A 19728-nucleotide genomic window follows, 5' to 3' on the forward strand; every position below is an offset into this window, starting at 1 on the left:
TTTTTTCATGTCCCGTTGACCTCCCTAGGGAGATGTGCCATAAATATCCCTAGGGAGGTCAACGCCGACTCCCGACCCGAAAGGGCTTGGTCGGCATGCGACTTCCCCGAGCGGCCCTGTGGTCGCTCCGCTGAGGGCGGGGACGCTGCAATCCCGCTAAAGGCCAGAGGACAGGGCTTCGGCCCGACTGGCGAGGTGGCCCGGTGACCGCGAGCAACGGCCGGCGAGTGGGGACGAGGTCCCCCTTGCAGTGCTTGATCCCTGTCCGCTGACCGAAGGAGCACCTGATGAGTCGCCGACATACGTGGGCGCCGTATCTGCTGGACCGGCAGGCCGGCCGCGCCCACCGCGTCATCTGACCGCCGCAGCCGCCGTGCTGGGGCCGGTTGCCTCCCTCGTCCGTCCGGCCCGCCGAGCGCGGTGTCGTACGGGCGGGGTTGAGGGGAGCCGGAGGGTCCGGAACCACGGCGGCACCCCGGGGGCAACCGGGGTGCCGCGATACAGGCACCTGAGTAGGAGGCACCTGTGATCAGCAGTCTGACAGAGCAGGAGCGCGAGGCGCTGTCGAAGAAGGTCAGCGAGGTCAACCGCCGTTCCTCCGGCGGTTCCGGCCGCTGAACCACCCCGCCCCGGACCCGGCGTGATGCCGCCGGATCGAATCCGGCCCGGGGCACGAGCCGCCCGCAGCAGCGGGTGGCCAGACGAGAGGAACCGCTGTGCAGAGCAACGAGGACCTTCGCGCCCAACTCGCCGCCGAAGCTGCGGCCGAGGACAAGGCAGCCCAGGCCGCCTGGAAGGCCGCCCACGGGCCCACGGACCCCCAGGGACTCGTCTACGGCGCCCACGGCAGCCACGGCAGCCCCAGCGTCCGCTAGGCCGCACCACCGCCCCGGATCACGCCGCGAGGGCGCCGGATCGAATCCGGCCCGGGGCACCGCCACCCTCAGGTGGCCTATCACCCAACGGCCAGCACCCCGGAGCGGCTACTCCGGGGTGCTGTTGGGCCGTCCTACCGCAAGGAGACAACGACCCATGATCCCCATCGCTGCCCTTCAGGGCCTTGTTACGGCCGCGTCGCTCGGCTTCGAGCCGCCGGCCGCCGAGCTGGACGCGATCGAGCACGAGATGCCGCTCATCCGGGCGGAGGTCGAGCTGCTCGACGCGCAGATCATGACCCTCGTCCGCCCGGCCAGTGAGCTGGACGTACGGCGTATCCGCCGGGCCCGGAACCGGGTCATGGCCGCGCGCCGCGACCTGACCAACCGCACCGTCACGGTGCAGCCGGGCGGTGCCGCATGAGCGCCCGCGCCTACCCCCTCAGTCCTCGGCCCGAGGACGACGCCCGGTTCACCCGGGGCCTGTCCATCGACGTGGCGGACGTGCTCGTTCGGCACGGCTACCCCGAGCTCGCCGGCGGCTTGGACTGGGTGGAGTTGCAGCTCGCCCTCTTCCGGTTCCTGTACGGGAAGGACGGGGCAGAGTGATGGGCTTCCGTGACAAGGTCCGCGACCTGGCCATCAACCACATGACGGACACGGACGGCACTCCGAACCTGGCACGCCGGGCATCTCAGGCCGCCGCTCTGGTCGCCCACACCGCCGCCGATCACTCCACCGCTGCCGCTGCCGGTATCTCACTGCTCGGTGCGGCGGCCGTCGCGGCCGAAGGCGCCCTGTCCAACTACGTCTGCCCTCCCGGCGAGTACGCCACCTTCACCTCGCCCAAGAAGGGCGGTGTGTCATGAGCGTCTATGCCGAGGAGCGCCGCGCGGACCGTGCGGCCGACGCCGAACAGCGCCGCATCGACCGGGCCGCCGCCGACGAACGCCGCGCGGAGCGGGAGCGGGTCGCCGACGAGCGAGCCGCCAAGCTGCGCGAGCAGGAGCGCGCGGAGCGGGACCGGGTACGGCAGGCGCGGGCTGCGGCCCGTGCGGTGCGGCGTGCGGCTCGGGGTGAGGCGCTGACGGCGGGCAACGTGTACCGCAAGGGCACGCTCGCTCTGGTGACGGCGTCCGCTCTGGGGTCGCTGCCGGCGCAGGTGCTGCATTTCGTCGTGATCTCTCCGACGCTGCTTCCGTTGCCGTTGGCGATCGAGGGGGCGGCGTGGGTGATGGCGGCCGGTGTCGCCTACGCGGATGAGCGGGGGTTGCCGGTGTGGGTGCGGTGGCTGCTGCGGTCACTGGTCGTCGCTGCGGCGGGGTTCGCCGCGTCCATCAACTACACCTACGGCACCCACCTGCCGGGCCTGTCCGCTTCGGACGCGCGGACGGCGGGGATCGGGCTTGCGGCGGTCACGCTGCTGGGCCCGCTCCTGTTCGAGGTGCGCCAGTGGGTGACCACCCTGTCCGTGAAGACCGGCACCGCCGAGGACAAGGCCCGGTGTCGGCACGACCGCAAGCGGCGCCGTCAGCACCGGTCGATCGCTCTCGTGGCCGATCGGCTGGTGTCGGCCGCACCGTTCGGTGAGCTGTCCTTCGAGGACGCGTTCGCCCGCGCCTGGGAGATCGAGACCGGCACGGACGAGCCCGGCATGACCCCGAAGCTGCACGAGCGGGCCGCCCGATCGGTCGCCGCTCTCGCCGCCGCCCAACGCCCCGCACAACCCGCCCGACCCCGCACCGGCGGGTGGCTGCGCCGCCGCCGTCCGATCGCCTCCCCGGCCGTTGAATCGGTGGATACATCATCAAATCGGTCTATGGCTGACCTGGGAGAGTCGACGCCGCGCCCGGTGGTGCTGCCCGCCCCGGTGGTCGTAGATGTCGTGAAGGCGATCGAGGCGCCCCGCGTGCGTGCGGTGGCCGCAGAGTCGACGCATCCGCGTCGGGCGACCGGCCGTGTGCCGGACGCCGCCCGATCGAAGCGGCCGGTCCGCACCGCCGATCAGTTGCTCGATGAGGCCCGATCGGCAACCGCCGACTGGTCGACCGCCGACCTGACGGCCGAAGCGATCCGCAAGGCCGTCCACACCTCCCCGGCCAAGGCCCGCGTCCTGCGCGAGACCCTGCGGTCCGAGCGATCGGCCGCACCGGCTGAGGCGGTGGCGTGATGCGCCGGCCGCGTGTGCTGGATCTGTTCTGCTGCGCGGGCGGGGCGTCGATGGGCTACTACCTCGCCGGGTTCGACGTGACCGGTGTGGACATCGTCCCTCGCCCCGCCTACCCGTTCACGTTCGTGCAAGGGGATGCGCTGGATGCGGCGCGGGAGCTGTGCCAGGAATTCGACCTGGTCCACTACTCCCCGCCGTGCCAGGCGTCCTGCGCGTTGACCAAGGGCACCAACCGGGGCCGCCGCAACCACATCGACCTCATCCCGCAGGTACGTCAGGTGTGCGAGTGGTACGGCGTCCCGTACGTCATCGAGAACGTCCAGGGCGCCCACCTGCGCAAGGACCTGCTGCTGTGCGGGGAGATGTTCGGGCTGTCGGTGATCCGTCACCGCTACTTCGAGCTGGGCCCGTACTGGGCTCCCCCGGCGGCCGTGCACAAGCCGCACCGGGGTCCGGTGCGGGGGTGGCGCCACGGGGTGTGGCGTGACGGCCCGTACATCGCCGCGTACGGCAAGGGCGGCGGCAAAGGCACCGTCACCGAGATGCAGCAGGCCATGGGCATCACCTGGACCCACGCCCACGACGAACTCACCGAAGCCATCCCACCCGCCTACACCCACTACATCGGCCGCGACTTCATCGCCGACGACTGGAGCGCGGCCACCATGCCCTGCCCCACCACCCGGCTGCGACACCTCGCCCGCCCCACCCCGCACGAACTGGCGGTGGCCGTCTGATGGCCACCATCCCCGAATACCGGTGGCACCTGGCCCCCGACGGCTACGCCACCCGCCGCCAGCTCCGCGCGATGGGACTGCGGCCCGGCGGTCAGGACGTCGCTGCCGTCCTCGCACGGCCCCGGCGCCGCCGCGAACCGCTGGTCGCCTACCTCTACCGCATCGACCTCGCCCGCCCGGTACGGCCCATGACCCCGGCCCGAGCCGCCGCGCTCGCCAAGGCCATGCGTGCCCGCCGCACCTGCCCCGCCTGCCGGACCGATGCCGGGTACTGCATCCCGCGCTCACTCGGCATGTGCGTCACCTGCCACGACTCCCCTTCGCCGACTTCCTGACCTGGAAGGACTCGCATGGACCCGAACTTGCCCGTACCCCGGGCGGTCACCGTCGTCCAGCTCCCGGATGGCACCTACACCTACGCCGATCCGGCGAACCTGCCCGCCCCGCAGACGGGCCCGCCGCAGATCGTCCAGCACATCCACCACGCCCCGCCCGACCGCACCGTCCAGCGCCTCGCGCTGGGCTCCGGGATCGGTGCCGGGACGGTGGCGGCCGGGGTGTACTTCGGGCCGCTGCTGGTCGGCGTCCTGACCGCGATTGCCGCGAACCTCGCCCTGCTCGCGTTCCTCGCCGCCGTCATGACCTGGGGCGTCGTCACCGTCGTGAAGTCGGTCGGCAGCAGCGAGGGCAAGGCCGCCTCCAAGGCGGTGTCCCGGGCCCGTCGCCGCCGCTGACGGCCCCCTGTCCGCCCGGACATCGTGCCGGGCGGGCGGAGGGCCGGACAGCCCGGCCCACACCCCGGGAGGCACCGAGATGCACAGTTACACCCCCGCCGAGAAGCGCGAGCGCAACAAGCTGCTTCGCAAGGGCTTCCGCCAGGCCCTCGCCGACTGCGTCGACCCTGCCCTGGAAGCCCGGCTCGACAAGATCGACCAGAAGGCCGCCGAGCGCGGCGCCCTGGAACTGCGGGCCCTGCACCAGGTGCAGGCCGACGCCCGCCAGGCCCTCGCCAACGCCAAGGCCACCGAACGCACCGCACCCCGCACCGACCGGGCCACCGCCCGCCAGGCCCGCCGGGCCGCTGAGGACGCCGTGCGCCGCGCCGAACGCGCCGTCCTGCGCGCCGAGAGCTGACCGGGGGCGGCCGGGCTCCTTGGCCGGACCGGCCGCCCCCAAACCCCTCATCCCACCAGCAAGTCTGAGCAGGAGAGGCACGCCCCATCATGACCGAACTCGCCGTAGAGGGCGCCGACATGGGCACCCTGCACCACCTGAACGACCACCGCCCCACCCCCGACACCACCGAGACCGCTTCGACCACGACCGCCGACGGTGGCGGGGTGGTGGAGGCGGTTGACCGCCCGGACAACCCGTTGGCGGACTGGCTGACCGTGCCCGACGCCCCGGTCCTGCCCGCCTGGGCCCGGTCGGCCGCCTCCATCCGCGCGAACGCCGCCGCGCTGGTCCGGCTGACGTGGTGGCACACCCGCTTCCACGCGTTCCGGGTACCCAAGTACCTGGTCAAGACGGTGCTGCTCGCCGCGCGGGGCTTCTTCCGGGCGACGGTCGGGCTGTGGCCGACGCTGTCCGCGCAGGACCACACCGCGACCGTCCGCGCCCTGCGCGCGCAGGTGAAAGCGCGGCCCGAGGATGTGGACCTGGCCGCGCGGCTCCAGCTCGCGCACTTCGAGCGGACCCGTACGCGTCGTTGGCGGTTCGGCGTTGCCGCGATCGGCGTCGCGTGCGCCGTGATCGGCATCGCGCTGGCTGACCCGGTGCTCCAGACGGGTATCGCGGCGGCCGTCGTGACCCCGCTCGCCTACCTGGGGCGGGGCAGGGATGCCCAGTTCCTGGATCAGGGGGCGCCGCCGCTGCGGGTGGACATGTCCGCGCAGCAGCTCAACGACGCGCTTCGCGCGGCCGGTCTCCTGAAAAGCGGCCGGGCCGGCGAGGACGAGAAGGACTGGCCTCGGGTTTCTTGCTCGATGGGCCCGGTCCGTGACGGCCGTGGCTGGGCCGTGATCTTCGACCTCCCCCGGGGCGGCGGCAAAACCGCCAGTGATGTGCTCGCCAAGCGGGAGGTCATCGCGCAGGAACTCGGGGTCGATGAGATCCAGGTCATCATGTCCCGGGTCCGTGCGGCCAAGGGCGGCAACGCCGGCCGCGTCTCCATGTGGGTCGCGGACGACGACCCGTACCTGGGGACGCCGAACCCGTCGCCGCTCGCCACGGCGGAAAGGTTCTCGATCTGGGAGCCGATCCCGTTCGGTCAGGACGCCCGCGGCAACCGCATCGAAGTCCCGGTCATGTGGCAGTCGATGTTCTTCGGCGGACTGCCCCGCCGGGGCAAGACGTTCACACAGCGTCTGATGACAGCGGCCGGGCTGCTCGACAGCCATGTGCGGCACTACGTGGCCGACGGAAAGGGCGGGGCGGACTGGATGCCCATGCGGGCCGTCGCCCACCGCCTCGTCATGGGCGCCGAGGACGACGCCGTCGAAGCCCTCAAGGCCATGCTCTCCGAACTCCTGGTGGAGATGGAACGCAGGTTCGCGATCCTGCGGGAGCTGCCGACCAGCATCTGCCCCGAGGGCAAGCTGACCCCGGACATCGTCGCCCGGTACAACCTGCCGGTCATCTTCGTGACCATTGACGAGTTGCAGGAGTACTTCACCGCGATGGAGCGCGAGGACCGCGAGCAGGTCATCAACGACCTGTGCCGGATCGCCCGACGCGGCCCGGCCGCCGGGTTCGTGTCCAACTTCGCTTCCCAGCGCCCGGACGCGGAATCGGTGCCGTCGAAGCTGCGGGAGATCATCACCCTTCGCTACTCGACGCAGGTGGTGGACCGTACGTCGTCGGACATGGTGCTGGGCAAGGGCAAGGCCGCCCAAGGCGCCGACGCCTCGGTCCTGTCCGAGGAGCACAAGGGCGTCGGCGTGCTGGTGACCGGTCCGGCGTCGTACGTGACCGTGCGCGCCGACTACCTCGACGGCCCCGGCTTCGCCAAGCTCTGCGCCAAGGGGCGTGCGCTCCGGGAGGCGGCCGGGCAGCTCACCGGAGACGCGTCCGGGGACGTGACGGCGGCGGCCGACGCGGCCGGGCTCAAGCTCCCCCCGATCCTCTCCGACGCCCTCGAAGTCATGCGCCACAGCCCTCGCATGTTCACGACCGACCTGCTCGCGGGTCTCGTGAACCTGGACGAGGACGTCTACGGCGACTTCAACGCCGAACGCCTCGCCGCCGAACTCGAAGCCGCCGGCGTCAAGCGCACCAGCAAGCAGGTCAAGATCAGCGGCACCAACGCCGCCGGATACCAGCGCCGCGACATCGAAGCCGCCGTCCCCGCAGAACTCCTCCTCGCCCAGGGGTAGAGGGGGACCCCACTACCTCGCCCCCTCCCCGGCGCCCCTCTCCGGGCCCTTCCCGGCACGTTCGGGAGGGGCCCGAAGTAGCGGGGGCCCATTACCCCGGTAGCGGGGGAGGTAAGGGCCTGTGACCTGCAAGGTAAGGCAGGTAAAGGGGGACCGGGCACCCCCGCCCGCACCCCTCCACAGCCGGGATTCGAACCCGAAGCAGGAGCGACGGACCACCCTGAAAGGACGTCACGCCATGGCCACACGCCGAGTCACCTGCTGGATCGCCGTTTGCGACGTCTGCGGCGGCAGCGCCACCGAGGAAGGAGGCGTCCCGCACCTCGACAGCCCGATCGAGGCCATCGGATTCGCCACCGCCTGGGGCGACAACTCCGTCGGCTGGACGCTTACGCCGGACGGGCGCCTCGTCTGTGACGCCGTGTACGACCGGGCCCACGAGGCCGTTCACGAGGCCGCCGGCAAGCGCATCCCCGAGCCCGGCCGTGACGCCATGAGCGTCACCTTCACCACCGCCTAGCTACGCCGACGGCGACCCCCTCACGCCAATGAACCGGGGCCGCCGTCGTCCCAACCGTCCTCGTCAGAGAACTGGAGACACCCAGCATGACCCAACCCACCCCCATCCGGCGAGCCCTCGCCGCCGCTCTGGCCGCCGCCGAGCACGGCTGGCACGTCTTCCCCCTCCGCCCCGACACCAAGCGCCCCGCCCTCCACAGCGAGCAGGCATGCCCCACCACCGGGGCCTGCGCCGGCGGGCACCGCAAGCCGGAGGAACGGGCCACCACCGACCCCGACCGCATCCGCGCCGCCTGGTCGACGGGGGCGTTCAACATCGGGCTGGCGACGGGCCCGTCCGGGCTGGTCGTCATCGACCTCGACACGGCCAAGGCCAAGGACCCGGAAGGAACGCCTGACGGCGTCACTTCCCTGCAAGCGCTCTGCGAGCGCGCCGGACAGCCCGGCCCCACCACCTACCGGACCCGGACCGCAAGCGGCGGACACCACCTCTACTTCACCGCCCCGACCGGGTCCCAGCTCCGCAACACGGCAGGCAAACTCGGCACACACATCGACACCCGCGCCCACGGCGGCTACGTCCTCGCCGCCGGCAGCACCCTCCCCAACGGCACGTACGAGGTCACCGACCCCACCGACCCCGCCCCACTGCCCGAATGGCTCCACACGCTTCTGACGCCCCGTCAGCCGCCTCGGGTGCTGATGGCCGCGCCGTCACCGTCCAGGGCCTCCCAGTACGCCTCAGCGGCTCTCAGGGCCGAAACGGCGGCCGTCGCCGGGGCCGGTGAGGGAGTACGGAACTGGACGCTTGTGAGGGCCGCCCGCGCCCTGGGCCGCTTCATCCCGTCCGGCGACCTCGCCCGGGATGTGGTGGAGCAGGCTCTTAATGAGGCGGGAATGCGGGCCGGACTCCGCGAATACGAGTGCCGGGCCGCGATCACCAGCGCCCTGAACTGGTCCATCGCCCACAACCCCACCCGGCGGACCGCATGAGCACGGCCAGGACCCCCCGCCTTAAGAGCCTGCCCGCCACCCCCACCGGCCCCCGCATCGCCGAACCGGCCCCGGCCGCCCCCGGCCAGGGTGCGGCGAAGGTCGTCGGCCGTCAGGCCGTCCCCGTTGCTGTTCGCCCTGACCCGCACACGCTCACCGTGACCGGCATCCAACCCGGCCTGACCGTACGCGGGCTCGGCCGCAACCAGATCCCCGTCGCCGACTGGCTGTGCACCTGCGACCGGCACGAGCGGGCACGGGGACGGAACGCCGTCACCGACCTCACCACCCGCGCCCAGATTGGCCAGTGCCCCCACACCGAACCCGCAGCGAACAGGAGCGCCGCATGACCGACGCGACCACGACCCCCATCGACGGGGCCGCCTTGCTCAATGACGTGGAAGCCTTCCACCGCCGCTTCAACGCCTTCCCGTCCGAAGCCGCCTACGTGGCCGTGGCCCTGTGGGACGCGCACACGCACTTGCTCGACTGCTTCGACTCCACCCCGCGCCTCGCGTTCCTCTCGCCCGAGCCGGGGAGCGGCAAGACCCGGGCGCTCGAAGTCATCAGCACGCTGGTCCCCCACCCCATGCACGCCGTCAACGCCTCCCCGGCCGCGCTCTTCCGTGCGGTGGCCGACGAGGCGGGGCGGCCCACGATCCTCTTCGATGAGATCGACACCGTCTTCGGCCCCAAGGCCAAGGACAACGAGGATCTGCGCGGCCTGCTCAATGCCGGGCACCGTAGGAGCGGCGTCTCCTACCGGTGCGTCGGAGACGGCGGCACACAGACGGTCGTCGCCTTCCCCTCCTACTGCGCCGTCGCCATGGGAGGGCTCGGGTCCCTGCCCGACACGATCCTGGCGCGCTCCGTGATCATCCGTATGAGGCGTCGCGCCCGTAACGAGCGCGTGGAGCCGTTCCGAGCTCGCATCCACGAACCGCAGGGCCACGCCCTGCGCGATCAACTCGCCACCTGGGCCAAGGAAGTCCGCCCCCGCGTCGACGGGGCGTTCCCTGACATGCCGGACGGCATCACGGACCGCCCCGCCGACGTGTGGGAACCGCTGCTCGCCGTCGCCGACGCGGCCGGCGGAACGTGGCCCGACCGGGCCCGGCAGGCGTGCGTCGACCTGGTCACCGCCGTGAACGAGGACGACCGCGCCTCGCTCGGAGTCAAGCTCCTCACCGACCTGCGCGACCACGTCTTCCCCGGCGAGGACACCGTCTCCACCGTCGAGATCCTGCACCTGCTCAACGGCCTGGAGGAATCCCCCTGGGGGGACCTGGACGGCCGCCCGCTGAACGCGCGCACCCTCTCCAAGACGCTCAAGGAGTACGTAACCGCCAAGAGCAAGCCCATCTCACCCCGCCCGCTCCGCATCGGCGGACAGATCGTCAAGGGCTACCACCGCGACGACCTCACCGACGCCTGGAACCGGTACTGCCCCCCGCCCCCGGAATCTCCGGTTACATCGGTTACACCCCTCCTACTGGACGCCTGACCTGCGACGCACCCGTAACCGGTCGGGGCGGTGTAACCGGAACATCGTCGGTTACACCGCCCCGACTCACCGCCGTCTGTAACCGCACGCCATCGGTTACACCTCACCCATCGGTTACAGAAAACAGGCCCCTGACCTGCGATGTAACCGCCGTAACCGATGTAACCGCACCCGTAGAGCCGACCCGCGTAGAGGAGTAGCACCCATGGCCCGCCCCCAGATGCTCAAGCTCCCCGAAGTCCTCGCCGAAATCGGCATGAGCCGCGCCGCTTTCTACCGCATGCGCGCTCGCCGCCAGGGCCCCCGCCTCATCAAGCTCCCCAACGGCCAGATCCGCGTACGCCGCTCCGACCTGGACGCGTGGTGGGCGCAGTGCGAGGAGACCGCCGCCTGACCTTCCCCTGACGCACCGACCACCGAGGGCCCGCCACTCCGGCGGGCCCTCTCCCCATGGAGAACCATGCCTCTCACGTACGACGTAAGCCTCTACTCGCTCGAAGTCCGCCGCGAACGTCCGAAGCCCTACCGGGTGCGCTGGCGGGTCGGACAGCGCAAGCACTCCAAGAGCTACCAGCTCAAGGCACAGGCCGACGGCCGCCGGTCCGAGCTGATGTCCGCCGTGCGCCGCGGCGAGCAGTTCGATGAGGAGCTGGGTCTCCCCGCGTCCGAGATCCGCGCGATGCAGGGGTCCATCACCTGGTACGAGCACACCCGCGCGTACATCGACCGGAAGTGGGCCGCCGCGCCGGCGAAGTCGCGGAAGAACTACGCGGACGCCCTCGCGACCATTACGCCGGCGCTCATGAAGACAAGGGTCGGGCGCCCGGACACGGCGACGCTCCGCAAGGCCCTGTACGGGTGGGCATACAACCGGAACCGGTGGGACGACGAACCCCCGGCGGACGTGGCCCACGCCCTGCGCTGGGTGGCCAAGAACTCGTATCCGATCTCCGCGCTCGAACAGTCCGCAACCGTGCGGCTCGCCCTGGACGCGCTCGCGCTGAAGCTGGACGGCAAGCCCGCGGCCCCTCGCACCGCGAAGCGGAAGCGGGCCTGCCTGAGCGACGTGCTCGGTCTCGCGGTCGAGCAGGGTTACTTCTCCATGCCGGTCAACCCGCTCACCACCGTGAAGTGGGCGGCCCCCAAGACTGCCGAAGAAGTCGACCCGGACAGCGTGGCCAACCCCCGCCAGGTCCGGGCGCTGCTTCGGGGCGTACGCGAGCAGGGCCCCCGCGGTGAACACCTCGAAGCGTTCTTCGGCTGCCTGTATTACGCAGCCATGCGGCCGGCCGAGGCGACGGCCCTGCGCCTCCCCCAGTGCCACCTGCCGGAAACCGGCTGGGGCACCCTCACCCTCCGGCAGGGCTTCGTACGGGTCGGGAAGGGCTGGACCGACGACGGCCAGGCGCACGAGGCCCGGCACCTCAAGGCCCGCGCGGTGAAGGACTCACGGCCCGTGCCGATCCCGCCGCACTTCGTGCGGATGCTCCGGGAGCACATCGCCGCGCACGGCACCGCCCCGGACGGCCGGCTGTTCCGGACCAACCGCGGCGGCCTGCTCCAAGAGACCGGGTACGGCGAGGTGTGGGCACAGGCCCGCGCCGACGTGCTCACCGAGGACGAATCGGCGTCGCAGCTTGCCCGGCGGCCGTATGACTTGCGTCACGCCGGGGTGTCCTTCTGGCTCAGCTCCGGGGTGGACCCGATGGAGTGCGCGCGGCGGGCCGGCCACACGATCGCCGTCCTGTTCCGGGTCTACGCCAAGGTGCTCGCCCGTACGCAGGACCGGGCGAACCGGCGGATCGATGAAGCCATGCGGGAGTGGAACGAACCCGAGTAGGCCGCCCTCCCCCCGGGGGACGTCTGGGGGACACGCCCTGGTCGGAGCTGGGATTCGGGCGGGATCAGGTGAGACAAGGTGGCGTTTCGGGCGCCTGACGCTCTCCCGTCACTACAACGAGAAAACCCCTTCCGATCTGCTGAAACAGCAGGTCGGAAGGGGTTTCACTTCCAGTGGCGGCGCCAGGGTTCGAACCTGGGTAGGCTGAGCCGGCAGATTTACAGTCTGCTCCCTTTGGCCACTCGGGCACACCGCCAAGGGATGCCGCCTTCGAGTCCGGGTTTCCCGCGGTGCTCTCTGGCAACGACGTAAACGATACCTGATGACCGAGGGTGGTACGCCACCGGATTGTTCGGAGGCCCGTGCGGTCTCGGGTGGCTAGGCTTTACGCGGCCGCTGCGCCAGGTACGTACTTTCCAGCACCCCCGATCCAAGGAGCCACACGTCATGGCCGACTCCAGTTTCGACATCGTCTCGAAGGTCGAGCGGCAGGAGGTCGACAACGCCCTCAACCAGGCCGCCAAGGAGATCTCCACCCGTTACGACTTCAAGGGCACGGACGCGTCGATCGCGTGGTCCGGCGAGAAGATCCTGATGCAGGCGAACGGCGAGGAGCGGGTCAAGGCCATCCTCGACATCTTCCAGACCAAGCTGATCAAGCGCGGGATCTCGCTGAAGTCGCTGGACGCCGGTGAGCCGCAGCTGTCCGGCAAGGAGTACAAGCTGTTCGCCTCGATCGAGGAGGGCATCTCGCAGGAGAACGCCAAGAAGGTCGCGAAGATCATCCGCGACGAGGGCCCCAAGGGCGTCAAGGCCCAGGTCCAGGGCGAGGAGCTGCGGGTCACCTCGAAGAGCCGGGACGACCTGCAGGCCGTGCAGGCGCTGCTGAAGGCCCAGGACTTCGACTTCGACGTGCAGTTCGCGAACTACCGCTAGAACATTGGCCCGGGCGCGGAACCTCTCGTTGCGTGCCCGGACTGCATGTCCGAATACCGCCGGTTCCGGCGTTTCGGGCGCAGCAGACTGGCCCGTGGCGGCCGGCGTTCCGGCCGGTCGTACGGACGAGGAGAGGGACCGGTCATGACCATGTACGCGACGGTCGACAGCCCGCTGGGTGAACTGCTGCTGGTCGGGGAAGAGGCCCCGGGCGGGGCGGGTGTCGCGCTCGCCTCGCTCTCCGTGCCCGGCCAGAAGGGCGGCACCGTCGTCCAGGACGGCTGGGTGTACGCGCCGGAGGCGTTCGCCGGGGTCGCCGCCCAGCTGCGGGAGTACTTCGAGGGGCGCAGGACGCGCTTCGACCTGGTGTACGCGCAGGGGCGGGGCACCGAGTTCCAGCGGCGGGTCTGGGCCGCGCTGGACGCCGTTCCGTACGGCGAGACAATCTCGTACGGGCAGATCGCCGCGCGCGTCGGCGCGAGCGGTGCCGGGGTGCGGGCCGTGGGCACCGCGATCGGGCGCAATCCGCTGCTCGTCGTGCGGCCGTGCCACCGGGTGATCGGTGCGGACGGCGCGCTGCGCGGGTACGCGGGCGGTCTGGAGCGCAAGGAACGGCTGCTGGGGCTCGAAGGGGCCCTGGCGGGGCGTTGACGGGCCGGCGCTGATGGACGGGCTCTTCCCCAGGTCGCGGGCCGTCGTCGCGCCCGGGGCCGTGCATGTGCCCGACTGGCTGTCGCCCGAGCGGCAGCGGGAGTTGGTGGCGGCGTGCCGGGAGTGGGCGCGGGGACCCGTGCCGCTGCGGCACACCGCGTTGCCGGGTGGCGGGGTCATGTCGGTGCGGACGGTGTGCCTGGGGTGGCACTGGCAGCCGTACCGCTATGCGCGGACCGCCGACGATGTGAACGGCGCTCCGGTGGCCCCGTTCCCCGGCTGGCTCGCGGAGTTGGGGCGGGCAGCGGTGGCGGAGGCGTACGGGCCGGGAGGCGGCTCGGAGGCGTACGCGCCGGATGCCGCGCTGGTCAACTTCTACGACGGTACGGCCCGGATGGGCATGCACCGGGACAACGAGGAGCGGTCCGGGGCGCCCGTGGTGTCGCTCAGCATCGGGGACACGTGTGTCTTCCGGTTCGGCAACACGGAGGGCCGGGGCAGGCCGTGGACCGACGTGGAGCTGGCGTCCGGGGATCTGTTCGTGTTCGGCGGTCCGGCGCGCCGGGCGTTCCACGGGGTCCCGGTGGTCCGGCCCGGCACCGCTCCTCCCGGTACGGGGATGAGCGGTGGCCGGCTCAATGTGACGTTGCGCGAAACGGGGTTGAACGGCTGACGTCAGCGCCGTTCGCGGGAGTTGCCGAAGAGCAGCCGATAGGCGATCAGCAGGATCAGGGAGCCGCCGATGGCCGCGATCCAGGTGGCCGGGTCGAAGAAGTCCTTGCTGATCTCGCGGTCCAGGAAGCGCGACGATATCCAGCCACCGAGGAAGGCGCCCACGACGCCTATGAGGGTCGTGCCGATCAGGCCACCGGGGTCGCGCCCCGGCAGCAGGATCTTGGCGATGACGCCCGCGATGAGCCCGAGAATGATCCAGCCGATAATGGTCATGCGTGCGAACCTACCCGTCCCTCTGTCCTGGAATCCAAGACGCCGGGGACGGGCGGGTGGTTGCGTGCGGCGAGCTGCGGTCCGGGGGCCTACCAGCCGGCGAACTGCTCGTCGGTACGCACGATCTCCTTGCCGAAGGGCATCAGGGACACCGGGATCAGCTTGAAGTTGGCGATGCCCAGGGGGATGCCGATGATCGTGAGGCACAGGGCGATGCCCGTGGTGATGTGACCGAGCGCCAGCCACCAGCCGGCGAGGATCAGCCAGAGCACGTTGCCCACGCAGGACGGGCCGCCCGCGTCCCGGCGGTCGACCACCCGGTGCCCGAAGGGCCACAGGGCGTAGACGCCGATCCGGAAGGCGGCCAGGCCGAAGGGGATGCCGATGATCGTGATGCAGAGCAGGACTCCCGCGAGCAGGTAGCCGAGGAACATCCAGAATCCGCAGAGGACCAGCCAAATGACGTTCAGAATGGTTTTCACGGGCGAGGACCTGCCATCTGCTCGAGTCGGGCGATGCGCTCCGCCATCGGCGGGTGGGTCGAGAACATCTTGGACATCCCCTGCGCGCGGAACGGGTTGGCGATCATCATGTGGCTCGCGGTCTCGATCCTGGGCTCCGGGGGCAGCGGAAGCTGCTGTGTCCCGGCCTCCAGCTTGCGCAGGGCACTGGCGAGGGCCAGCGGGTCGCCGGTGAGCCGGGCGCCCGAGGCGTCCGCCTCGTACTCCCGGGAACGGCTGACGGCCAGCTGGATGACGGACGCGGCGAGCGGGCCGAGGATCATGATCAGCAGCATGCCGAGGAGGCCCGGTCCCTCGTCGTCGTTGGAGCGGCCGACCGGGATCAGCCAGGCGAAGTTGACCAGGAACATCACGACGGAGGCCAGCGCTCCGGCGACGGACGAGATGAGGATGTCCCGGTTGTAGACGTGGCTCAGCTCGTGGCCGAGGACGCCGCGCAGCTCGCGCTCGTCCAGGAGTCTCAGGATGCCCTCGGTGCAGCAGACCGCCGCGTTGCGCGGATTGCGGCCGGTCGCGAAGGCGTTGGGGGCCTGGGTCGGGGAGATGTAGAGCCGGGGCATGGGCTGGCGCGCCGAGGTGGAGAGCTCGCGGACCATGCGGTAGAGCTGGGGCGCCTCGAATTCGCTCACGGGGCGGGCGCGCATGGCCCGCAGCGCCAGCTTGTCGCTGTTCCAGTACGCGTACGCGTTGGTGCCGATCGCCACCAGGAGGGCGACGATCAGGCCCGTACGACCGAAGAAGCTGCCGATGACGAGGATGAGTGCGGACAGGCCCCCGAGGAGTACGGCGGTTCTCAGCCCGTTGTGCCGGCGGTGCACGGTACGCCCTCCAAATCGTGCAGCAGGGGAGCCCTTGGCGGGTGGGGCCCCACCGCTCAGTGGAGCCTCCCGTACTGGTCAACGCCAGGCGGCGGGAGCGAGTTCCCTGGTCCGGACGGCCCGACGGCCCAGGCCGGCCCCGCTGTGCGCGTGGGGGGCGGGCTCTGGGCCGTCCGGGTGGAGGTGTGCCGGGCGCTCAGCGCTGGGCGGGGAGCTTCGCGAGTTCCACGGCCTCGGGGTCGGGCTCGACCTCGCTGGTGCAGTGGGCGCAGCGGGAGGCGATGGCGGGGATCTCGGTGTAGCAGCGGGGGCAGTCGCGCAGCGCGGCCTTGATGTCGACCGGCTCGTCGGCCTTCTTGGCGACGAAGCGGTCCTGGACCTTGGCCATCGGCATGACGACGCCGAAGTAGAGGACGGCGGCGGTGATGATGAAGGCGATGGCGGCGGCGATGAACAGGCCGTACGGGAACTTCACGCCGTCGACCGTGAAGTGCGCGTGGCTGAAGTCGCCGGTGCCGCGCGTGATGATGCCGATCAGCGGCACGATGAAGCCGTTGCTGAACCCGGTGACGACCGCGGTGAACGCGGCTCCGACGGCGAGACCGACCGCCATGGAGATGACGTTCCCGCGCAGGATGAAGTCCTTGAACCCGCTCAGCACTGCTCTGGCTCCTTGTGGTGATGAGAACGTCGTACGCGTTCCGAGGCACCGACCTTGCCCTGTGCGGGTGGCCGGGGGCAAGCCGATCCTGTCACCTTTCGAACAGGTGCTCGATATCAGAAGAGATTGACGGCGGCGAACCTCAGGACGGTCTGCGGAGCGCCCGACAGGACGACTCCGGCGGCGGCGGTGAGGACGATCGCCGCGGTCAGGGGCGCCGGGACGCGGTGCCGTACGGCGGGCGCGGCCTCTTCCCCGTTCGCGGGCGCGCGGAACAGGGCGGCCGTCCACCGGAGGTAGTAGTACAGGGCGACGACGACGTTGACGGCCATCACGACGGCGAGCCAGCCCAGGCCAGCGTCGACGGCGGCGGAGAACACCGTGACCTTGGCGAAGAGCCCGATGATCCCCGGCGGCAGCCCGGCCAGGCAGAGCAGGAAGAACGCCAGCGCGAGGGCGGCCAGGGGCCGGGTGGCGTACAGGCCGCGGTAGTCGTCCAGACGGTTGCCGGGGCGGGTACGGGCGACCAGCGCGGCCACCGCGAACGCGCCGAGGTTCACGACGGCGTACATCAGGGCGTACGCGACGGTGGAGCCGATCCTGCGCTCCCCGGCGTACGCGGCGGCGGCGATCGGGACGAGCAGGTACCCGGCCTGGGCGACGGAGGACCAGGCGAGCAGGCGTACGGCGCCGCGCGCGCGGGAAGCGCTCTGGCGCAGCGCGGCGACGTTGCCGACGGTCATCGTCAGCGCGGCGAGGACCGCGAGGGCGGGGCCCCACACGTCCGCGTACGCCGGGAAGGCGATCACGGTGACGAGGATGAGGCCGGTGAAGCCGACCGCCTTGCCGACGACCGAGAGGTAGGCGGCGATGGGCAGCGGGGCGCCGACGTAGGTGTCGGGCACCCAGAAGTGGAAGGGCGCGGCGGCCGTCTTGAAGGCGAAGCCGACGAGGGTCAGCGCGACGCCCGCCCCGGCCAGGGTGGAGAGCTGGGGGTCGACGCGGCCGAGGCGGCCTGCCAGGTCTGTGAGGTGGAGCGTGCCGGTGGCCGCGTACACGAAGCTGACGCCGAGGAGCATCACGGCGGTGGCGGTCACGGAGGACAGGAAGAACTTCAGCGCGGCCTCGGAGGAACGCCGGTCGCCGCGCTTGATGCCGACGAGGGCGAACGCGGGCAGCGAGGCGACTTCGAGGGCGATGACCAGCGTGGCGAGGTCCCGCGACGCCGGCAGGAGCGCGGCGCCGGCGGCGGACGAGAGCAGCAGGAACCAGAACTCGCCGGCCGGGAGCTTGCGGGTGTCGCCGATCGAGAGCAGCGCGGTGAGCAGCGCGCCGCCGAGCACGAGGGCCTGGATGACCAGCGTGAAGTGGTCGGCGGTGTAGCTGCAGGCGTGGCTGCCGGTGGTGAGGCAGAAGGTGGAGCGGTCGCCCTCGTGGAGCGGGATGATCAGGGCGAGCGAGGCGACGAGCCCGGCGACGGCCCCGTAGCCGAGGAGCGGTTTGCGGGCCTCGGTGACGAAGAGGTCGGCGACCAGGAGGACGACGGCGACGGCCGCCGCGGTGAGCGGGGGCGCGAGGGCGAGCCAGTCGACGGACTGGACGAGGCTGGTGGCGCTCTCGGCCGCTGTGGTCACGACTTGCCTCCTGCGAGGAGCTTCTGCACGGCCGGGTCGGTGAGGCCGAGGAGGACGGCGGGCCACAGGCCGGCGAGGACGGTGAGGGCCGCGAGGGGCGTCCAGGCGGCGAACTCGTAGCTCTGGACGTCGGCGATCGGCTTCGGTTCGTCGCGGCGGGCGCCCATGCAGACGCGGCGGACCACGATCAGCAGGTACGCGGCGGTGAGCAGGGTGCCGAAGGCGGCGATCGACATGAACGTCAGGAAGGCGGGCCGGCTCAGCCCCTCGGCCGGGTCGAAGGCGCCGAACAGGGCGAGCATCTCGCCCCAGAACCCGGCGAGTCCCGGCAGTCCGAGGGAGGCGACCGCGGCGAAGGCGAGGAGGCCGCCGAGGCGGGGCGCGCGGCCGTAGAGGGCGGCGCCGGTGGCCCCGGCGAGGGTGTCCAGGTCGGCGGTGCCGTACCGGTCCTTGACGGCGCCGACCAGGAAGAACAGCAGGCCGGTGATGAGCCCGTGGGCGATGTTGGCGAAGAGCGCGCCGTTGACCCCGGTGGGGGTCATGCTCGCGATGCCGAGGAGCACGAAGCCCATGTGGCCGACGGAGGAGTACGCGATGAGCCGCTTCAGGTCGCCCTTGGCGCCGGGCCGGGCGAGGGCCAGGCAGGCGAGCGATCCGTAGACGATCCCGGCGACGGCGAAGGCCGCGAGGTACGGGGCGAAGGTGTGCATCCCGTCGGGGGCGACCGGGAGCAGGATGCGGACGAACCCGTACGTGCCCATCTTCAGCAGGACGCCCGCGAGGAGCACGGAGCCCACGGTGGGGGCGGCGGTGTGGGCGTCGGGCAGCCAGCTGTGCAGCGGCCACATCGGGGTCTTCACGGCGAGCCCGATCCCGATCGCCAGAACGGCGGTGACCTGCACGGACGAGGTCAGCCCGCGGCCGTTGTCAGTGGCGAGTGCCACCATGTCGAAGGTGCCGCTCTTCAGTCCGATGAGGAGCAGGCCCAGCAGCATGACGACCGAGCCGAGCAGTGTGTAGAGGATGAATTTCCAGGCGGCCGCCTGCCTCCCCGCACCGCCCCATCGGGCGATCAGGAAGTACATCGGGATGAGCACCATCTCGAATGCCAGGAAGAAGAGGATCAGGTCGAGGACGGCGAAGGTGGCGAGGGTGCCGGACTCCAGGAGGAGGACCAGCGCGACGAACGCCTTCGAGGAGGGGCCTTCGGGCAGCTTGAAGTAGCTGTAGAGCGCGCAGAGGAAGGTCAGCAGCGCGGTCAGTACGAGCAGGGGGAGCGAGATGCCGTCGATGCCGAGGTGGATGCGCACGTCCAGCGCCGGGATCCAGCTGATGTCGGTGGTGGCCTGCATCTTCGACGGGTGGTCGTGGTCGAAGCCGGCGGCCAGCACCAGGGTCGCCAGGAGGATGACCCCGGTGACGGTCACGCCGTGGCGGAGCACGGCCTGGTCGGGGCTGCGGCCCTTCAGCCCGGGCGGGGCGGGGAGCAGGGCGGCGACGGCCCCGATGAGCGGGCCGACGACGACGAACGCCAGAAGGAACTGCAT

25 protein-coding genes and 1 tRNA gene are annotated in these 19728 nt (G+C 71.2%); 19 read left to right on the forward strand and 7 right to left on the reverse strand.

Annotated elements, in window-relative coordinates; genetic code table 11:
- Positions 1 to 716 precede the first annotated feature (716 nt).
- The 16 genes from OG867_RS12315 to OG867_RS12390 all read left to right on the forward strand — a co-directional run bounded on the left by OG867_RS12315 (position 717) and on the right by OG867_RS12390 (position 12012).
- Positions 717 to 875 (forward strand): hypothetical protein, encoded by a 159-nt coding sequence (locus OG867_RS12315; RefSeq protein WP_406284977.1) that lies wholly within the window; start codon positions 717 to 719, stop codon positions 873 to 875.
- Between the two features lie 157 nt (positions 876 to 1032).
- A complete protein-coding gene (locus tag OG867_RS12320; RefSeq protein WP_406284979.1) occupies positions 1033 to 1299 on the forward strand; it encodes a DUF6284 family protein in 267 nt (88 codons plus the stop codon).
- Entirely contained in the window at positions 1296 to 1484 is a 189-nt protein-coding gene (locus OG867_RS12325; RefSeq protein WP_406284981.1) for a hypothetical protein, read from the forward strand. Before OG867_RS12320 ends, OG867_RS12325 begins: the two co-directional genes overlap by 4 nt.
- Entirely contained in the window at positions 1484 to 1744 is a 261-nt protein-coding gene (locus tag OG867_RS12330; RefSeq protein WP_406284983.1) for a hypothetical protein, read from the forward strand. Before OG867_RS12325 ends, OG867_RS12330 begins: the two co-directional genes overlap by 1 nt.
- Positions 1741 to 3045, forward strand: a complete 1305-nt coding sequence (locus OG867_RS12335) for a hypothetical protein (protein WP_406284986.1) — start codon at positions 1741 to 1743, stop codon at positions 3043 to 3045. The genes OG867_RS12330 and OG867_RS12335 overlap by 4 nt, the downstream gene beginning before the upstream one ends.
- Positions 3045 to 3782 carry a DNA methylase gene (locus OG867_RS12340; RefSeq protein ID WP_406284989.1) on the forward strand — a complete coding sequence of 246 codons (738 nt, stop codon included), beginning with the start codon at positions 3045 to 3047 and terminating at the stop codon, positions 3780 to 3782. Before OG867_RS12335 ends, OG867_RS12340 begins: the two co-directional genes overlap by 1 nt.
- Positions 3782 to 4117 carry an RRQRL motif-containing zinc-binding protein gene (locus OG867_RS12345; protein ID WP_406284991.1) on the forward strand — a complete coding sequence of 112 codons (336 nt, stop codon included), beginning with the start codon at positions 3782 to 3784 and terminating at the stop codon, positions 4115 to 4117. The genes OG867_RS12340 and OG867_RS12345 overlap by 1 nt, the downstream gene beginning before the upstream one ends.
- 15 nt (positions 4118 to 4132) lie before the next feature.
- Positions 4133 to 4516, forward strand: a complete 384-nt coding sequence (locus tag OG867_RS12350) for a DUF6251 family protein (RefSeq protein ID WP_406284993.1) — start codon at positions 4133 to 4135, stop codon at positions 4514 to 4516.
- A 79-nt stretch (positions 4517 to 4595) separates the two neighbouring features.
- The gene (locus OG867_RS12355) at positions 4596 to 4916 is read left to right on the forward strand and encodes a hypothetical protein (RefSeq protein WP_406284995.1); all 321 of its coding nucleotides are present in this window, start codon (positions 4596 to 4598) and stop codon (positions 4914 to 4916) included.
- Between the two features lie 89 nt (positions 4917 to 5005).
- Positions 5006 to 7156 carry an FtsK/SpoIIIE domain-containing protein gene (locus OG867_RS12360; RefSeq protein WP_406284998.1) on the forward strand — a complete coding sequence of 717 codons (2151 nt, stop codon included), beginning with the start codon at positions 5006 to 5008 and terminating at the stop codon, positions 7154 to 7156.
- Positions 7157 to 7394: 238 nt separating this feature from the next.
- Positions 7395 to 7676 (forward strand): hypothetical protein, encoded by a 282-nt coding sequence (locus tag OG867_RS12365; RefSeq protein WP_406285000.1) that lies wholly within the window; start codon positions 7395 to 7397, stop codon positions 7674 to 7676.
- Between the two features lie 86 nt (positions 7677 to 7762).
- A complete protein-coding gene (locus OG867_RS12370) occupies positions 7763 to 8668 on the forward strand; it encodes a bifunctional DNA primase/polymerase (protein ID WP_406285003.1) in 906 nt (301 codons plus the stop codon).
- Positions 8665 to 9018, forward strand: a complete 354-nt coding sequence (locus tag OG867_RS12375) for a hypothetical protein (protein ID WP_406285005.1) — start codon at positions 8665 to 8667, stop codon at positions 9016 to 9018. Before OG867_RS12370 ends, OG867_RS12375 begins: the two co-directional genes overlap by 4 nt.
- Positions 9015 to 10172, forward strand: a complete 1158-nt coding sequence (locus OG867_RS12380) for a DUF3631 domain-containing protein (RefSeq protein WP_406285007.1) — start codon at positions 9015 to 9017, stop codon at positions 10170 to 10172. Before OG867_RS12375 ends, OG867_RS12380 begins: the two co-directional genes overlap by 4 nt.
- Positions 10173 to 10377: 205 nt before the next feature.
- Positions 10378 to 10566, forward strand: a complete 189-nt coding sequence (locus OG867_RS12385) for a helix-turn-helix transcriptional regulator (RefSeq protein ID WP_406285009.1) — start codon at positions 10378 to 10380, stop codon at positions 10564 to 10566.
- A gap of 66 nt (positions 10567 to 10632) precedes the next feature.
- Entirely contained in the window at positions 10633 to 12012 is a 1380-nt protein-coding gene (locus OG867_RS12390; protein WP_406285011.1) for a tyrosine-type recombinase/integrase, read from the forward strand.
- Between the two features lie 174 nt (positions 12013 to 12186).
- On the opposite strand, the gene OG867_RS12395 is transcribed toward OG867_RS12390, so the two are convergent.
- A tRNA-Tyr gene (locus OG867_RS12395) sits at positions 12187 to 12268 on the reverse strand.
- 191 nt (positions 12269 to 12459) lie between these two features.
- Here OG867_RS12395 and OG867_RS12400 point away from each other — a divergent pair.
- From OG867_RS12400 to OG867_RS12410, 3 genes are all read left to right on the forward strand, one after another.
- On the forward strand, positions 12460 to 12948 hold the full coding sequence (locus OG867_RS12400; protein WP_328901742.1) for a YajQ family cyclic di-GMP-binding protein: 489 nt from the start codon (positions 12460 to 12462) through the stop codon (positions 12946 to 12948).
- Between the two features lie 144 nt (positions 12949 to 13092).
- Positions 13093 to 13599 carry a methylated-DNA--[protein]-cysteine S-methyltransferase gene (locus OG867_RS12405; RefSeq protein ID WP_406285013.1) on the forward strand — a complete coding sequence of 169 codons (507 nt, stop codon included), beginning with the start codon at positions 13093 to 13095 and terminating at the stop codon, positions 13597 to 13599.
- Positions 13600 to 13612: 13 nt separating this feature from the next.
- A complete protein-coding gene (locus tag OG867_RS12410) occupies positions 13613 to 14272 on the forward strand; it encodes an alpha-ketoglutarate-dependent dioxygenase AlkB family protein (protein WP_406285015.1) in 660 nt (219 codons plus the stop codon).
- A 2-nt stretch (positions 14273 to 14274) separates the two neighbouring features.
- Here OG867_RS12410 and OG867_RS12415 read toward each other — a convergent pair whose 3' ends face one another.
- The 6 genes from OG867_RS12415 to OG867_RS12440 form a co-directional block, all read right to left on the reverse strand.
- Positions 14275 to 14547 (reverse strand): GlsB/YeaQ/YmgE family stress response membrane protein, encoded by a 273-nt coding sequence (locus OG867_RS12415; RefSeq protein ID WP_328901739.1) that lies wholly within the window; start codon positions 14545 to 14547, stop codon positions 14275 to 14277.
- Between the two features lie 89 nt (positions 14548 to 14636).
- Positions 14637 to 15029, reverse strand: a complete 393-nt coding sequence (locus OG867_RS12420; protein WP_328901738.1) for a YccF domain-containing protein — start codon at positions 15027 to 15029, stop codon at positions 14637 to 14639.
- A complete protein-coding gene (gene htpX, locus OG867_RS12425) occupies positions 15026 to 15886 on the reverse strand; it encodes a zinc metalloprotease HtpX (protein WP_406285018.1) in 861 nt (286 codons plus the stop codon). Before htpX ends, OG867_RS12420 begins: the two co-directional genes overlap by 4 nt.
- A 196-nt stretch (positions 15887 to 16082) precedes the next feature.
- Complete coding sequence (locus OG867_RS12430) at positions 16083 to 16547, reverse strand: MscL family protein (RefSeq protein WP_406285020.1); 465 nt, start codon at positions 16545 to 16547, stop codon at positions 16083 to 16085.
- A gap of 116 nt (positions 16548 to 16663) precedes the next feature.
- Positions 16664 to 18181, reverse strand: a complete 1518-nt coding sequence (locus OG867_RS12435) for an NADH-quinone oxidoreductase subunit N (protein ID WP_406285022.1) — start codon at positions 18179 to 18181, stop codon at positions 16664 to 16666.
- Entirely contained in the window at positions 18178 to 19728 is a 1551-nt protein-coding gene (locus tag OG867_RS12440; protein ID WP_406290920.1) for a NuoM family protein, read from the reverse strand. The genes OG867_RS12435 and OG867_RS12440 overlap by 4 nt, the downstream gene beginning before the upstream one ends.

Source organism: Streptomyces sp. NBC_00209 (assembly GCF_045206345.1).
Taxonomy (GTDB): Bacteria; Actinomycetota; Actinomycetes; order Streptomycetales; family Streptomycetaceae; genus Streptomyces.

Bases quoted from the DNA above. Each gene is read 5' to 3' on its own strand.
- OG867_RS12325 (WP_406284981.1), top strand. From the start codon at position 1,296: ATGAGCGCCCGCGCCTACCCCCTCAGTCCTCGGCCCGAGGACGACGCC.
- OG867_RS12415 (WP_328901739.1), bottom strand. From the start codon at position 14,547: ATGACCATTATCGGCTGGATCATTCTCGGGCTCATCGCGGGCGTCATC.
- OG867_RS12405 (WP_406285013.1), top strand. From the start codon at position 13,093: ATGACCATGTACGCGACGGTCGACAGCCCGCTGGGTGAACTGCTGCTG.
- OG867_RS12385 (WP_406285009.1), top strand. From the start codon at position 10,378: ATGGCCCGCCCCCAGATGCTCAAGCTCCCCGAAGTCCTCGCCGAAATC.
- OG867_RS12320 (WP_406284979.1), top strand. From the start codon at position 1,033: ATGATCCCCATCGCTGCCCTTCAGGGCCTTGTTACGGCCGCGTCGCTC.
- OG867_RS12380 (WP_406285007.1), top strand. From the start codon at position 9,015: ATGACCGACGCGACCACGACCCCCATCGACGGGGCCGCCTTGCTCAAT.
- OG867_RS12355 (WP_406284995.1), top strand. From the start codon at position 4,596: ATGCACAGTTACACCCCCGCCGAGAAGCGCGAGCGCAACAAGCTGCTT.
- OG867_RS12340 (WP_406284989.1), top strand. From the start codon at position 3,045: ATGCGCCGGCCGCGTGTGCTGGATCTGTTCTGCTGCGCGGGCGGGGCG.
- OG867_RS12375 (WP_406285005.1), top strand. From the start codon at position 8,665: ATGAGCACGGCCAGGACCCCCCGCCTTAAGAGCCTGCCCGCCACCCCC.
- OG867_RS12440 (WP_406290920.1), bottom strand. From the start codon at position 19,728: ATGCAGTTCCTTCTGGCGTTCGTCGTCGTCGGCCCGCTCATCGGGGCC.
- OG867_RS12360 (WP_406284998.1), top strand. From the start codon at position 5,006: ATGACCGAACTCGCCGTAGAGGGCGCCGACATGGGCACCCTGCACCAC.
- OG867_RS12335 (WP_406284986.1), top strand. From the start codon at position 1,741: ATGAGCGTCTATGCCGAGGAGCGCCGCGCGGACCGTGCGGCCGACGCC.
- OG867_RS12410 (WP_406285015.1), top strand. From the start codon at position 13,613: ATGGACGGGCTCTTCCCCAGGTCGCGGGCCGTCGTCGCGCCCGGGGCC.
- OG867_RS12345 (WP_406284991.1), top strand. From the start codon at position 3,782: ATGGCCACCATCCCCGAATACCGGTGGCACCTGGCCCCCGACGGCTAC.
- OG867_RS12390 (WP_406285011.1), top strand. From the start codon at position 10,633: ATGCCTCTCACGTACGACGTAAGCCTCTACTCGCTCGAAGTCCGCCGC.
- OG867_RS12350 (WP_406284993.1), top strand. From the start codon at position 4,133: ATGGACCCGAACTTGCCCGTACCCCGGGCGGTCACCGTCGTCCAGCTC.
- OG867_RS12330 (WP_406284983.1), top strand. From the start codon at position 1,484: ATGGGCTTCCGTGACAAGGTCCGCGACCTGGCCATCAACCACATGACG.
- OG867_RS12365 (WP_406285000.1), top strand. From the start codon at position 7,395: ATGGCCACACGCCGAGTCACCTGCTGGATCGCCGTTTGCGACGTCTGC.
- OG867_RS12370 (WP_406285003.1), top strand. From the start codon at position 7,763: ATGACCCAACCCACCCCCATCCGGCGAGCCCTCGCCGCCGCTCTGGCC.
- OG867_RS12400 (WP_328901742.1), top strand. From the start codon at position 12,460: ATGGCCGACTCCAGTTTCGACATCGTCTCGAAGGTCGAGCGGCAGGAG.